Origin of the sequence: Pseudomonas sp. Irchel 3E19, from assembly GCF_900187585.1 — a bacterium.
Taxonomy (GTDB): Bacteria; Pseudomonadota; Gammaproteobacteria; order Pseudomonadales; family Pseudomonadaceae; genus Aquipseudomonas; species Aquipseudomonas baetica.
In genome coordinates this window covers 42709-56705 of sequence record NZ_FYDT01000040.1, presented here as the reverse complement: position 1 = coordinate 56705, position 13997 = coordinate 42709, and the positions used below count along the sequence as shown (strand labels likewise).

Genomic DNA, 13997 nt, shown 5'->3' with positions numbered 1-13997 from the left:
AGATGCATTCTTTATCGGCGCTTGGGTGAAAGGAGGAGGGGCGAAATCTCCCACGGTCTGTGCTGCGTCAACAGTCAGAATCGAGCCTTGTCCCTCCTCCTCCCTTCAAGTCCTACCATACAAGCGAGCCTGCTCGCGAAGGGGCCCGCACAATCACCCCCGATGCGTCTGCCGAAACTCCCCTGGCGGCATCCCGCGCCGACTCTTGAACGCACGATGAAACGAACGCGGTTCGGTAAACCCCAGATACAGGGCTATGTCCTGAATCGGCAACGTACTGTTCAACAGGTAATGCTCAGCCAGCTCCTGACGCAAATCATCGAGAATCTGCTGATACGACGTCCCCGCCTGATGCAACTGCCGCTGCAACGTCCGCACGGAAACAGCGAGCTGTTCGGCGACCTGTTCCTTGCGTGGCAGGCCTTCCTTGAGCAACTGCCGCAGAATGTTCTTCACCTGCTGTTCCAGCGACGCATCCTCCAGTGTCGCCATCAAGCCCAGCGCATGTTCTTCCAGCGTGCGCAGCAACTGCGCATCGGCCTGGCGCAACGGCAACTGCAAATAAGCCAGCGGCACGACCAGCGCCGAATACGGCTGATCGAACAACACCGGGCAATCAAAAAACGCTTCGTACTGCGCTGGCGTGGCCTCCGCCGGGCATGAGTGCTCCAGCCAGACCGCGGCCGGCGACATCTGCGTGTCGGCAATCCAGCGCGCATATTGCAGCCATGACCCCAACACGTTCTCCACCAGATGCCGACGAATGCGCGGGCGCTGATAACGGCAAGTCCAGATCAGATGCACGTGACCGTCCTGAACCTCGGCGCGGCTGACGCCCATGTCGCCGACCAGTTTCTCGAACGGCATGATCCGGCTCATCGCATCGCCGAGGGTCGCGCAGTTCATGGTGATGTAACCGAGCACGCTCCACGAATTGGGCAGGACGAAATTCGCCGCGTTGAGCCCGAACAACGGATCGCCCGAGTGCTCGCAGAAATACTCCAGCAACCGTTCATGCGCCTCACCGGGCAAACGCAGGGTGTTGTCGCTCAACTGCTGCGCCTGCAAACCCGCTGCTGCCAACGCCGGCTCGATGGCCATGCCCAGTTGTTCGGCGTGGCGCAGGTATTTGAGCAGGGGCGGAACCGAGGTGTAGCCGAGCGATTGCATGATCGTATTCCCTTGATCAAAGCGTGCATGAGCGGATGAATGCCTGAAAGGTAATTTGAAACCACGGCTAAAGTAAATGGCTGACGCTTGCGCGACGTTTGACTCAATTGGCTACACGAACTGGCCGGATGCGACCGTGACACTTTTCGGCCGCCGACTAGTATGGACGCCTGAAATATCGCTGATAAGAACCGAAAAAGGACACACGCATGCGACGCTGGAACGGCTGGGGAGATGCAACCACGGTGGTCGAACTGCCGGCCCAGGGCGCGGAGTTTCTTCATGAGCGCCTGGGTGAGGGGCGCGCGCTGCCCGATGCCACGCTTGAAGCGGCATTGGCCCGAGTGCCGGCCTCGCGATTGCCTGCGCACGCGTTGTACAGCGTCGATGCCCATGACCGTTTACTGCATGCGCGGGGACAAAGCCTGCCGGACTGGCTGGCGTTGCGCGAAGGTGCGCTGGGCCATTATCCCGATGCGGTGGCCTTTCCCGAGACCGCTGAGCACATCCGCCAGTTGCTGGCGCTCGCCCATGAACAAGACTTGTGCCTGATCCCCTATGGCGGCGGCACATCGGTGGCCGGCCACATCAATCCACCGGATTCGGCGCGGCCAGTGGTGACGGTGTCGCTGGCGCGGATGAACCGCTTGATCGAACTCGATGAACAGAGCCTGCTGGCGACGTTCGGCCCCGGCGCGAGTGGGCCGCAGGTCGAAAGTCAGTTGCGTGCGAAAGGCTACACGCTGGGGCATTTTCCGCAGTCGTGGGAGCTGTCGACGCTGGGCGGTTGGGTCGCCAGCCGTTCCAGCGGTCAGCAGTCGCTGCGCTATGGCCGGATCGAGCAGTTATTCGCTGGCGGAACGCTGGAAACCTTCGCCGGGCCGATGCATATTCCAACCTTCCCGGCCTCTGCCGCCGGGCCTGATCTGCGCGAAGTGGTGCTGGGTTGCGAGGGCCGTTTCGGGATCATTTCCGAGGTCAAGGTGCGGGTCAGCGCGCTGCCTGCCGATGAGCGTTTCTACGGTGTATTTCTGCCCTCTTGGACCAAGGCACTGCAAGCCATCCGTCAATTGGCTCAGGCGCGCGTGCCGCTGTCGATGCTGCGCCTGTCCAACGCCGTGGAAACCGAAACGCAACTGGCACTGGCCGGTCATCCGCAACAAATCGCCTGGCTGGAAAAGTACCTGAAGCTGCGCGGCGCCGGTGCGGGCAAGTGCTTGCTGACCTTTGGCGTGACCGGCAATCGCCGACAAAACGCATTGTCGCTGACACAGGCACGGCAACATTTGAAGGCCTTCGGCGGCGTGTTCACTGGCACCTTGCTCGGCAAGAAATGGGCGCAGAACCGCTTCCGTTTCCCCTACCTGCGCGAGAACCTGTGGAACGCCGGTTACGTGGTCGACACCCTCGAAACCGCCACCGACTGGAGCAATGTCGACCACCTGCTCAACCTCGTTGAAAACAGCCTGCGCGAGGCCTTGGCCGCTGAAGGCGAGCGGGTGCATGTGTTCACTCACCTGTCCCACGTTTACGGTGAAGGGTCGAGCATCTACACCACCTACGTGTTTCGCCCGGCGGCGGATTACCCCGCGACGCTGGCGCGCTGGCAGGCGCTCAAGCATGCGGCCAGCCAGACCATCGTCGACAACCACGGCACCATCAGTCACCAACACGGTGTCGGCAAGGATCACGCGCCGTATCTGTTGCGTGAGAAGGGCGCACTGGCGATGGACACCTTGCAGGCGTTGAGCAAACACTTCGATCCGGCTGGGCGCCTCAACCCCGGCACGCTGTTGCCGGAGTGACGGCCATGAGTCCGGACTGGAACGCCGCATGGCGCCAGCAGATTCTGCCGACGCTGGCCGAGGAAACCTGGGATCTGATCGTCATCGGCGGCGGTATCAGCGGCGCCGGCATCCTGCGCGAAGCGGCGCGTCGAGGCTGGCGCTGTCTGCTGCTGGAACAGCGCGATTTTGCCTGGGGCACCTCCAGTCGATCGTCGAAAATGGTCCACGGTGGTTTACGTTACATCGCCAAAGGCCAGTGGCGCCTTACCCGCGACTCGGTGCGCGAGCGCCAGCGTCTGCTCGACGAAGCGCCGGGGCTGGTCGAGCCGATGAGTTTCCTGATGCCGCACTATCGCGGCGGCTTTCCCGGGCCTCGGGTTTTGGGTGGTTTGTTGTCGGTGTACGACGCCTTGGCCGGGCGGCGCAGCCACCGTTTTCATGACGCGCAGCAACTGCGATATCTGGCGCCGGGCGTGAAGGACCCCGAGTTGCTCGGCGGCACCTGTTTTGTCGATGCGCTGACCGATGATGCGCGGCTGGTGATGCGTGTATTGAGCGAGGCGCGGGCCGACGGCGCGGTGATGCTAAACGGCGTGCGCGTTGAGCATTTGCTGCGTGAAGACGGGCGCGTGTGCGGGGTTCAGGTTGAGGACTGCGAGGCTGGCGCGTCCCTGCAGTTGCGCTGTGGCGTGCTGGCCGTGGCCACCGGCGCTTGGGCTGAACGCCTACGACCCGCCGAGGCACCACGGCAATTGCGCCCGTTGCGCGGCAGTCATTTGTTGTTGCCGGGCTGGCGTCTGCCGGTGGCGCAGGCATTCACCTTTTTGCATGAGCGTGATCGGCGACCGGTGTTTGTTTTTCCGTGGGAAGGCGCGACAGTGGTCGGCACCACGGATCTGGATCATCACGAAAATCTGGATCAAAGCGCGAGCATCAGCGCTGAAGAACTCGACTATTTGTTGGCGGCTTGCACGCAACAGTTCCCCGGCGCCGAAGTGGTTGCCGCCGATGTGCTGTCGACCTGGTCGGGCGTGCGTCCGGTGGTCGGTGGCGCGGGGGCGAATCAAGACAAACCCTCTAACGAAACCCGTGAGCACGTGCTGTGGCAGGAACCGGGTTGCGTGACCCTGGCCGGCGGCAAACTGACGACGTTTCGCCCGCAAGCCATCGAAGTACTCAAGGCTTGCGCGGCAATACTTGATCGGCCGTTTGATGATGACGCCGCGCCGGTGTTCGCCGCCGTGCCGCCGCTGGCGATCCCCGGACTTGGCGCGCAGCAGTGGCGGCGTCTGGCCGGGCGGCATGGACGAGACTTGCCAAGACTGGCGCAACGGCTCACGGAACTGGGCCACGACACGGTCGGCAACACCGACACCTTGTGGGCCGAACTGGCCTTCGCCTGCGAAGCAGAAATGGTCTTGCACCTCGACGATCTGCTGCTGCGCCGCACGCGTCTGGGCCTGCTGTTGCCGCGCGGTGGCGAAGAATATTTCGCCGCCATCCGCCAACTCTGCCAGCCTCGACTGGGCTGGAGCGACGAACACTGGCAGCAGGAAGAACAGCGTTATCGGGCGTTGTGGCAACGCCATCACGGTTTGCCGGATGTCACGCCTTGATGCCCCCAGAAGAGAGCTCCATGGATAACCACCCGAACAAGCGTTACCTGCTGGCCATCGACAACGGCACCCAGAGCGTGCGCGCGCTGCTCTTCGATCTGCAGGGTAATTTGCTCGGTAAAGGCAAAGTCGAGTTGCAGGCCTATTACTCGACGCAACCGGGCTGGGCCGAGCAAGACCCGGAATATTACTGGGCGAAACTCGGCGAGGCGTGTCAGCAGGTCTGGCAGCAAACCGGCATTGATCGCTCAGAGATTGCCGGCGTTTCCCTGACCACACAGCGCGGCACCGTGATCAATGTCGATGCCGAAGGCAAACCGTTGCGCCCGGCGATTCTGTGGCTTGATCAACGCCAGAGTGAGGTCGAAGGTGGAATAAAAGGGCCGTGGGGGTGGCTGTTCAAACTGGTCGGTGCGCAGGCCACCGTGGACCATTTTCGCGCCCAGGCCGAGGCCAACTGGATCGCCAAGCATCAACCTGACGTGTGGGCGGCGACCGACAAGTTTTTGCTGCTCTCGGGGTTTCTCACCCATCGCTTGTGTGGGCGTTTTGTCGACTCTGTGGGTTGCTGCGTCGGCTACCTGCCGTTCGACTTCAAACGCCTGAAATGGGCTGCGCCGAGTGACTGGAAATGGCAGGCCCTGGTCGTGCGCCCCGAGCAACTGCCGACCCTGCACAAACCCGGTGAAACCCTCGGCTACATCACCGCGCAAGCCAGCCGCCACACCGGGATTCCCGAAGGGCTGCCGCTGATCGCTGCCGGCGCCGACAAGGCTTGCGAAGTGGTCGGCTCTGGCGTGGTCGATGCGAGCACGGTGTGCCTGTCCTACGGCACCACGGCGACGATTACCAGCACCCGCTCGCGCTATCTGGAAATCGTCCCGTTGATCCCGCCATATCCATCGGCGGTGCCGGATCAGTACAACTGCGAGGTGATGATTTATCGCGGTTACTGGATGGTCAGCTGGTTCAAGAACGAGTTCGGTTTGCGCGAGATGCAGCAGGCGAAAGAGCAGGGTATCGAGCCTGAGCAGTTGTTCGATGCACTGGTTGATGCGGTGCCGCCGGGGTCGATGGGCTTGATGCTGCAACCGTATTGGTCGCCGGGGATTCGTGAGCCAGGTGTCGAGGCGAAAGGCGCGATGATCGGCTTCGGCGATGTGCACACCCGCGCACATATTTACCGGGCGATTCTTGAGGGACTGGCGTATGCGTTGCGTCAGGGCCTGGAGAACATCGAGCGGCGTTCGAAGGTGTCGGTCAAACGGCTGCGTGTTGCTGGCGGCGGTTCGCAAAGTGATGCGGCGATGCAGCTCACGGCGAACATTTTTGGCCTGCCCGCCGAGCGTCCGCACGTGTACGAAGCGTCCGGCCTGGGCGCGGCGATTTGCTGCGCGGTGGGGTTGGGATTGCATGCGGATTTCCCTACCGCAATCGCGGCGATGACTCGGGTGGGCGCGGTGTTCATGCCGCAACCCGAGGCGCAAAAAATCTACGAGCAACTGTACAAAGAGGTCTACCTGCGCATGTACCGCCAACTCAAGCCTCTGTATCAGAGCATCCGCAAAATCACCGGTTACCCCGCCTGACAGAACACTGTAAATCCCGGTGGGAGCGAGCCTGCTCGCGAAAGCGGTGACCCACCGCATTCGCGAGCAGGCTCGCTCCCACAGGGGGACGGTGGTGTTTTTGATAACGGGTAAATGGCGCCATCGGAGACCTTTTCTGGTGAGATTGGACAGTGTCAGCGGCGGGGGCGGTTGTTAGGCTCATCCCCCTCGGCATCTCCAATAAGAATCACAAGCAATGAAGCTGACATTCCTCCTGTTGCTGCTTTTTGCAACGGCCCCGACTGCTTGGGGCTGGTCGAACCATACGGTGGGCAGCTACCTGGCGTTGCAGGATTTGCCAGCGCTGCGTGACGCTTCAGGCATTGAAGTCGAGCCGCTGGAGCAGTTTCTTGTGCAGCAATATCCGGCCGTGGTTGCGCTGCTCGAGCAACAGGAAAGCTTCGCCCGCGAGCACTTCGCCCAATACCCTCCGCGCCCCGACAATCTGCAATTGCCCGCCGTGCCGGGGGACAATCTGCGCCACGATTTCTTCACCGCGCTGCGCATCAATCCACAGATTCATCTGGCGATGGTGATCCAGCCAATGCCAGGCAAGGATCTGCCGGAGCGCGAACACCTCAGCGCCGAGCAAGTCATGGTCGAGCAGACGCTCTCGCCGTGGAATCGCCAGCGCTTCATCGTTGTCGCTGAAGGCGAAAAAGTCGTGCCTCTTGCGGTGCTGGCCAGCGCTGCCGACGAGCCGGATTACGGTCACGACATCAATCTGTTCAGCGACAACCCGGGCGAAGTCGGCGCTGTGTACGGCTTCGGCCCGCAGCCTTTTGGCGATGCGCGGTTTCAGTACAGTTCCCAGGCGCCTTTCCACATGGGGTTCTTCCACGAGAGCCCGGTGGTGTATGCCGCTGCCGGTTTTCTTGAGCGCAGTTGGCCGCACTGGCGCGCGTATCAATACATGGGCCTGGCGCGACTGGCGTTTGCCAGCGGCCATCCCTACTGGGGTTATCGCTTTCTCGGCTGGGGCCTGCACCACGTCCAGGACCTGACCCAGCCTTATCACGCCAAGCCATTACCCGGCGTCGATCTTGCCAGTCTTCTGCTGCTGGAAGGTAAGGCGCTGGCCGGTTTTTCGGGCGACAAACAAGCGTCAATCGAGCGTGTTGCCACCCGACATATGGAAATCGAGAAATACCAATCGACCTGGCTGCGACGCTTGCTGCGCGCCGGGCAAGCGCATCCGATGCTCGACGCTTACACCGATTTTTCCCAAGACAAACAGTATCCGCCGTACTCCGTGGACTACCTGCGTGAGGTGGTCAGCGCCGAGTCTGTTGATGACTCCGCCGCGTTCGATGAAGCCATCGGCCAGTGGCTGGAAACGGCGCCGGTCACCAGTGATTTCAGCAGCGGCAATCAGTTACGCCGCGAAGATTTCGACCATCCGGCACTCAATCAACAACTGTTCAGACTGCTCGGCCATTTCGGCGCACACAGCCGGATTTATGTCAGTGCGGGACTCGTGCCCTAGCCATCGCGGCAGGACAAAAAACAATAAAAAAAGGGAAGGAGGAATAGATGATCAGTACTCGATTGCGCCTGTCCGGCGCGGCGCTACCCGGTGTCGGCCTGGCAGGGCTGCTGCAATTCTGCGCGGTCGACGGGGTGCAGGCCGCCGAGTTCAGTGTGCTGGATAAACAGGTCACCGGCTCGTTCGACACGACCTTGTCTTATGGTCGCTTATGGCGGGTGCAGGGTCGCGACAAAACCAACGATGACGTTAATACCAACGACGGTAATCGCAACTTCGACACCGGGCTGGTTTCCGAGGTGTACAAGATCACCTCCGAGCTTGAGGCCAACTATCAGAACTACGGCTTGTTCGTGCGCGGCACCGCGTTCTACGACACCCAACTGATGGACAAGCGCAACGATTACTACCGCAACAACAATCCGTCGCAACCGAGTCAGAGCTACCCGCAGGACGACCGCTTCACCAGTCAGACCCGAGACATCGCCGGCAGCCGGATCGAGATGCTCGACGCTTACGTCCACGGCAGTTGGGACGTCGCGCAGATGCCGGTGACGGCGCGCGTCGGTCGTCAGGTGTTCAACTGGGGCGAGGGGATTTTCTATCGCGGCGGCATCAACACCACCAATCCGGTGGACGCGGCGAAGTACCGTTTGCCCGGCGCCGAGGTCAAGGAAGTGCTGGTACCGGTGGAGGCGCTGAGCTTCAACATCGGCCTGACTGACAGCCTGACCCTGGAGAGTTTCTACCAGACCAACTGGAAGGAAACCCGCATCGATCCGGTCGGCACGTTCTACTCGCAAACCGACCTGTTCGCCGACGGCGGCAACACCGGTTACAACAACTTCAGTGGCACGGCGCTCGATACCCCAGTGCCGGGTTTTGGCAACGTCATCGGTTTGTACAGCGCACTGGGCAATAACCCATTGCTGAACTCCGCCCTGCAAACCACTGGCCTGTACGCCAACGGCGTGACGCCGGCGTATGGCAACACGCTGAAAGTGGCGAGCATCGGCAAGGATTACAACGCGCGCAACGATGGCCAGTTCGGCTTTGCCTTTCGCTACATCGCCGAGCAGCTCAACAGCACCGAGTTTGGGTTGTACATGGTCAATTACCACGCCAAGGAACCGACCATCGCGGCGGATCTGGGTGGGTACAACGGCATCGACATGGATGCGCTGACCAATCTGCTGACGGGCGTTGCCGGCAGTCAGGCCGGGGCGTTGGCCAACGGTCTGGCCACGGCGGATGTGATGGGCAATATCCAGGCGCATCGGCGCTATGCCGAAGACATTCGCATGTACGGTTTCAGCTTCAACACCACGTTGGGCGAGGCCTCGGTGTTTGGTGAAATTGCTTATCGGCCGAACTTGCCGATCGGCGTTGCGGCCACCAACGACCTGATCGGCGATCTGGCCAACGGTGCGGCTGCGGCGGTAACGGGCCAGTCGATCAATGTCGGCGGGCAAATGGTCACCCTCGACAGCCAGATCAACAACGCCGAGCGCGTTGAAGCGTTCAATACCTCGTTGGGCACCATCTACAACTTTGGTCCGACCGGGTCGTTCGACTCGCTGTTCGGCATCTTCGAACTGGCCTCCGAACACCTGCGCGGCAGCAACCTGCAATACACCGCTTTCGACGGCAGCAAACGTTACTACGCCGGCACCGGTAACTATTCCTATGTGTCCGGCGGTGAGCGTGACGATCAGGTCAACCGCGATTCCTACAGCTACACAGCGATGCTCAACGGCACGTGGAACGACGTCTACGCCGGGGTCAACGTCTCGCCGTACGTCGTCTACAAGGACGACTTCAAGGGCAACAGCTATCAGGCCGGCAACACCATCGAAGGTCGCAAGGCCTACACGCTGGGGATCAAGGCCAACTACCAGAACAAGCTCGAGGCCGAGTTGCAATACACCGAGTTCTACGGCGGCGGGCAGAACAACGGCATTCGCGATCGCGACAACGTCGGGTTCAACCTCAAGTATTTCCTTTGATTGCCCAGAACAAATCTTGCGGCACCCCGGCCCCCTGTGGGAGCGGGCTTGCCCGCGATGACGGCAGCACATTCGACATTAATGGTGGCTGATCCACCGTAATCGCTGGCAAGCCAGCTCCCACAGGTTTCTGCATTCTGGAGAAGATCATGTTTCACATTTCAAGGCTGACAAAAACATCACTCGCGTTGTGGCTAAGTTTGGCCGCCGGCACTGCACTGGCCGCCATCACCCCCCAGCAAGCCGAACAACTGAAAACCACCCTGACCCCACTCGGCGCCGAGCGTACCGGCAACGCCGCAGGCACCATCCCCGCCTGGACCGGCGGCATCACCCAGGCCCCGGCCGGCTACAAACCGGGCCAGCATCACCCGGACCCGTTTGCGGCGGACAAACCGCTGTTCACCATCACCAAAACCAACCTCGACCAGTACAAATCCCATCTCAGCCCGGGCCAGATTGCGCTCTTCAACAGCTACCCCGACACCTTCCAGATGCCGGTCTATCCTTCGCGTCGATCAGGTTCGGCGCCGCAATGGCTGTACGACAACACCCTGAAAAACGCGACTTCGGCCAAGCTGCTCGAAGGTGGCAGCGGGTTCTCCGATGCCTATGGCGGCGTGCCGTTTCCGGTGCCCAAGGATGGCGTCGAAGTGCTGTGGAACCACATCACTCGCTATCGCGGTATCTATGTCGTGCGCCGCGCCTCCGAAGCGCCGGTCCAGCGCAACGGCAGTTTCGCGCTGGTAACATCGCAGCAGGAAGCGCTGTTCAACTACTACCGCCCGAACGGCCAGTTCGCCGACCTGAAAAACATCCTGTTCTACTACCTCGCCTTCGTGAAAAGCCCGGCACGGCTGGCCGGCGGCGCCGCACTGGTGCACGAAACCCTCGATCAGCTCAAGGATGCGCGCCAGGCCTGGATTTACGACGCCGGCCAACGCCGTGTGCGCCGCGCGCCGAACCTTGCGTACGACACGCCAATCGCCTCGTCCGATGGCCTGCGCACTGCCGACGACACGGATCTGTTCAACGGCTCGCCGGATCGCTACGACTGGAAGCTCAAGGGCAAGCAGGAAATTTACATCCCCTACAACAACTACAAAGTCGCCAGCCCCGACGTGAAGTACGCGCAACTGCTTACCCCCGGTCACCTCAACCCGCAATTCACCCGCTATGAGCTGCACCGCGTGTGGGTGGTGGAAGGCAACCTCAAACCCGGTTCGCGGCACATCTATTCCAAGCGCGTGCTGTTTCTGGATGAGGACAGCTGGGGGGCTGCGCTGGTCGATCAATACGACGGGCGAGGGGAGTTGTGGCGCGTGTCGATGGCCTACCTGAAAAACTTCTACGACCTGCCCACCACCTGGAGTGCGCTCGACGTTTTCCACGACTTGCAGGCGCGCCGTTACTACGTGCAGAACCTCGACAACGAAGAATCGGAAACCGTCGACTTCGCCCAGCCTGTGCCTGAGGACGCGTACTTCATGCCGTCGGCATTGCGCCAGCGCGGCACCCGATAAAGAAACAATCACGCCCCCTGTAGGAGCTGCCGCAGGCTGCGATCTTTTGATCTTTTAAAAGCCACATCAAAAGATCGCAGCCTTCGGCAGCTCCTACATAAAGCATCGATTATTCGAAACCGACACTTCGCAGCTAAGTGGTAGCCTCGCTGCCTCGATTTCCATTCCGTTGGAGTGCATTGTGGCGAGTTCGACCATCAGTAATCTTGACCATGAACTCTTTGAAAAGCTGCGGTCAGCAGCTGATACAAATGGTTGTTCGATTGAGGAGCAGGCGTGTGTGATGTTGCAGAAAGCACTTGAGCAGAATCGATCCGCTGGCGGCTTGGGCACGCGAATTCACGAGCGTTTTAGAAGTGTTGGCGGGGTTGAATTGGATTTGCCCTCGCGCTGAGGCGGGGGCAGGCTGTTTCTCGGTATGACCATCAGGAGTGATAGTCAAACTGAAATCGCGGGCAAGCCCGCTCCCACACGTTATGAGTCGAACACAACATCTGTGAACGACTCAGAACCCCGTGGGAGCGGGCTTGCCCGCGATTGGTTTATTGCTTCAGCGCGAAATCAACTTCAAACGCGGAAGTGGCTCACCATCTGCTGCAACTGACCACCCAACCGCGCCAGTTCAACACTGGAGGCGGCGGTCTCATCACTGGCCGCTGCGGTCTGCTCAGACACGTCGCGCACGTTGATGATGCTGCGGCTGATCTCTTCAGCCACGGCGCTTTGCTGTTCGGCAGCGGCGGCGATCTGCTGGTTCATCGACTGGATGTTCGACACCGTGCGGGTGATGTTTTCCAGGGATACGCCGGCCTTGCGGGTCAGGGCGACGCTGCTGTCGGTCAGGGCGCGGCTGTTGTTCATCACGGCCGAGACTTGCTGGGTGCCGTTTTGCAGACCGGCGACCAGACCTTCGATTTCTTCGGTGGATTTCTGCGTGCGCTGGGCCAGACCACGGACTTCGTCGGCCACCACGGCAAAACCACGCCCGGCTTCACCGGCACGGGCCGCTTCGATTGCGGCGTTGAGTGCCAGCAGGTTGGTCTGTTCAGCAACTGCCTTGATCACGTCCATGACGCTGCCAATCTTGTCGCTTTCCTGTTGCAGCACGCTCATGGCTTCAGTGGAGCGCACCACTTCGCTGGCCAGACGTTCGATCTGAGCGATGGCCTCATTCACAACCTTGTCGCCTTCACGGGCTTCGCCGTCAGCGGCGGCCGCAGCTTGCGAGGCTTCTTCGGCGTTGCGCGCGACTTCCTGCACGGTGGCGGTCATCTCGTGCATGGCGGTGGCGACCTGATCGGTCTCGATCTTCTGGCTGTTCACCCCGGCGCTGGTCTGTTCGGTCACGGCCGACAGTTCTTCGGCGGCGCTGGCGATCTGGGTCACACCGTCGCGGATGCCGCTGATCAGGTCACGCAGGGTCACGCCCATGCGGGCGATGCCTTGTTGCAGCACGCCGAGTTCGTCGCGACGGGTGACGACGACGTTTTGCGACAGGTCGCCGCTGGCGATGCGCTCGACCACGGCCAGGGTTTCTTGCAGTGGACGGGTTATCTGACGGGTGATGATCACGGCGGCAATCACGCCAACCAACAGGGCCAGCAGGGTGCTGATCAACTGGAAGGTACGCGCCTGGGCGCTTTCGATGTCACGACGATCAAGCTGGATCTGGTACAGCTGCTCGCTGGTGGTGACGATCGCTGCGCCCTGATCGGTCATTTCCTTACGTGCCTGCACGGCTTCGCTGTTGGCGTTTTTATAGGCCATCAATGCGCTGCGGTAGTTGGTCAGTGCCGTTTCCAGCTGACGCAAGGCGTCTTGCTGGGTATCGGCAAAATGCACGTTCAGTTGCTTGAGACTGGCAATGGCCAGGTCGATCTGGCCGACGGCGTTCTGCTCGGTTTCGGCATTGGTGCTGGCGGTGTAGCCACGCACTTCATAGCGCGCGAGGATGAACGCTTCCTTGGCGGCAGTGATGGTCTGGAACTGTTCGAAACGCTGATCGCTCAGCGGCATCTGCTGAACACGCTTACTGATCGACTCGATCAGGTTGTAAGCGCTTTCGGCGTTTGTGTTCATGACGTCGCGCGCGCTGTTGCCGGTGCGATACGCGTTGCGCATTTTGTTCAGCGACGTCTGGTATTCGGCGATAGTTGCCGCCTGCTCCTTGAGCAGTTTGACGTTTTCCGGGCTCTTGAATTTGCTGATTAGCGCTTGCTGCTGTGCGGCGAAGCTTTCAAGGGTGGTCTGCACATTCTGCGCGGCGGTTTCATCGCCGTTAGTCAGCATGTATTGCAGGCGCACCACGCGCAGTTTGGTCAGGCCGGCGTTGAGCTGGGTGATGTCGCTCATCCAGTTGCTGCGGTCAATCAGGCCGCCCAGGCTCGTCCAGCCGGTCAGGGCCAGGACGCAAGTCAGAGCCAGGACAAGGCCGAAGCCCAGCCCCAATTTCATGTTCACGCTGATGTTGCCGAACCAGCTATTCATCACAATTCCTCCAGAAACGTTGTGCATCTTGATCGTCGGTTTGGCTGGAAGATTGTTGTTTTTTTGAGCCAGCAAGGGTCTTAGCAGCACTGTATCGGCCGCAAATGCGAGAGCTGAAAGGGTTTTGTCCCACGGAATTTGTAACAAGGGCTCCCAAGACTTTTTTCACATGGGGGGTCACGGCCTGCCCACATGGCTGGCGCGCAGGCGATGGCGGCTGGGTGGGCCAAGGGCGACATGATCGTGCTGGTGCGCCACGTCGAGCGCTGCGATTACTCCAAAGCCGCGCAAGCGTCAGCAAGCTCCCTCGCC

At 60.8% G+C, this 13997-nt stretch carries 8 protein-coding genes and 3 pseudogenes; 8 read left to right on the top strand and 3 right to left on the bottom strand.

Translation table 11 applies throughout. The features are described 5' to 3' along the window. Nucleotides 1-153: 153 nt before the first annotated feature. Nucleotides 154-1170 (bottom strand): AraC family transcriptional regulator, encoded by a 1017-nt coding sequence (locus CKW18_RS22020; RefSeq protein WP_095190735.1) that lies wholly within the window; start codon nt 1168-1170, stop codon nt 154-156. A gap of 209 nt (nt 1171-1379) precedes the next feature. Here CKW18_RS22020 and CKW18_RS22015 point away from each other — a divergent pair, with 209 nt between their 5' ends. The 7 genes from CKW18_RS22015 to CKW18_RS31140 all read left to right on the top strand — a co-directional run bounded on the left by CKW18_RS22015 (nt 1380) and on the right by CKW18_RS31140 (nt 11592). Beyond that, nucleotides 1380-2975, top strand: coding sequence for an FAD-binding oxidoreductase (locus CKW18_RS22015; RefSeq protein ID WP_095190734.1), 1596 nt, complete (start codon nt 1380-1382; stop codon nt 2973-2975). 5 nt (nt 2976-2980) lie between these two features. Beyond that, complete coding sequence (locus tag CKW18_RS22010; protein WP_095190733.1) at nt 2981-4573, top strand: glycerol-3-phosphate dehydrogenase/oxidase; 1593 nt, start codon at nt 2981-2983, stop codon at nt 4571-4573. A 20-nt stretch (nt 4574-4593) separates the two neighbouring features. Next, nucleotides 4594-6162, top strand: coding sequence for an FGGY-family carbohydrate kinase (locus CKW18_RS22005; protein WP_095190732.1), 1569 nt, complete (start codon nt 4594-4596; stop codon nt 6160-6162). Nucleotides 6163-6379: 217 nt separating this feature from the next. After that, nucleotides 6380-7669 carry a phospholipase gene (locus CKW18_RS22000; RefSeq protein WP_095190731.1) on the top strand — a complete coding sequence of 430 codons (1290 nt, stop codon included), beginning with the start codon at nt 6380-6382 and terminating at the stop codon, nt 7667-7669. Between the two features lie 47 nt (nt 7670-7716). Next, a complete protein-coding gene (locus CKW18_RS21995; protein ID WP_095190730.1) occupies nt 7717-9675 on the top strand; it encodes a DUF1302 domain-containing protein in 1959 nt (652 codons plus the stop codon). A 149-nt stretch (nt 9676-9824) separates the two neighbouring features. Then, nucleotides 9825-11198, top strand: a complete 1374-nt coding sequence (locus CKW18_RS21990) for a DUF1329 domain-containing protein (RefSeq protein WP_095190729.1) — start codon at nt 9825-9827, stop codon at nt 11196-11198. Nucleotides 11199-11379: 181 nt separating this feature from the next. Then, nucleotides 11380-11592: a plasmid stabilization protein gene (locus tag CKW18_RS31140; RefSeq protein ID WP_095190728.1), complete on the top strand. Its 213-nt coding sequence runs from the start codon at nt 11380-11382 to the stop codon at nt 11590-11592. Nucleotides 11593-11765: 173 nt separating this feature from the next. On the opposite strand, the pseudogene CKW18_RS31550 reads toward CKW18_RS31140, so the two are convergent. Both CKW18_RS31550 and CKW18_RS31545 read right to left on the bottom strand, forming a co-directional pair. Next, nucleotides 11766-12362: pseudogene (locus CKW18_RS31550) on the bottom strand (methyl-accepting chemotaxis protein); the annotation flags it as partial. Nucleotides 12363-12623: 261 nt separating this feature from the next. Next, nucleotides 12624-13652: pseudogene (locus CKW18_RS31545) on the bottom strand (methyl-accepting chemotaxis protein); the annotation flags it as partial. A gap of 222 nt (nt 13653-13874) precedes the next feature. Between CKW18_RS31545 and CKW18_RS31135 the strand changes: the two are divergent. Beyond that, nucleotides 13875-13973: pseudogene (locus CKW18_RS31135) on the top strand (histidine phosphatase family protein); the annotation flags it as partial. Between the last annotated feature and the right edge of the window lie 24 nt (nt 13974-13997).

Excerpts from the sequence above, each read along its gene's own strand:
- CKW18_RS21990 (WP_095190729.1), top strand. The coding sequence starts at position 9,825 with ATGTTTCACATTTCAAGGCTGACAAAAACATCACTCGCGTTGTGGCTA.
- CKW18_RS22020 (WP_095190735.1), bottom strand. The coding sequence starts at position 1,170 with ATGCAATCGCTCGGCTACACCTCGGTTCCGCCCCTGCTCAAATACCTG.
- CKW18_RS22005 (WP_095190732.1), top strand. The coding sequence starts at position 4,594 with ATGGATAACCACCCGAACAAGCGTTACCTGCTGGCCATCGACAACGGC.
- CKW18_RS22015 (WP_095190734.1), top strand. The coding sequence starts at position 1,380 with ATGCGACGCTGGAACGGCTGGGGAGATGCAACCACGGTGGTCGAACTG.
- CKW18_RS21995 (WP_095190730.1), top strand. The coding sequence starts at position 7,717 with ATGATCAGTACTCGATTGCGCCTGTCCGGCGCGGCGCTACCCGGTGTC.
- CKW18_RS22000 (WP_095190731.1), top strand. The coding sequence starts at position 6,380 with ATGAAGCTGACATTCCTCCTGTTGCTGCTTTTTGCAACGGCCCCGACT.
- CKW18_RS22010 (WP_095190733.1), top strand. The coding sequence starts at position 2,981 with ATGAGTCCGGACTGGAACGCCGCATGGCGCCAGCAGATTCTGCCGACG.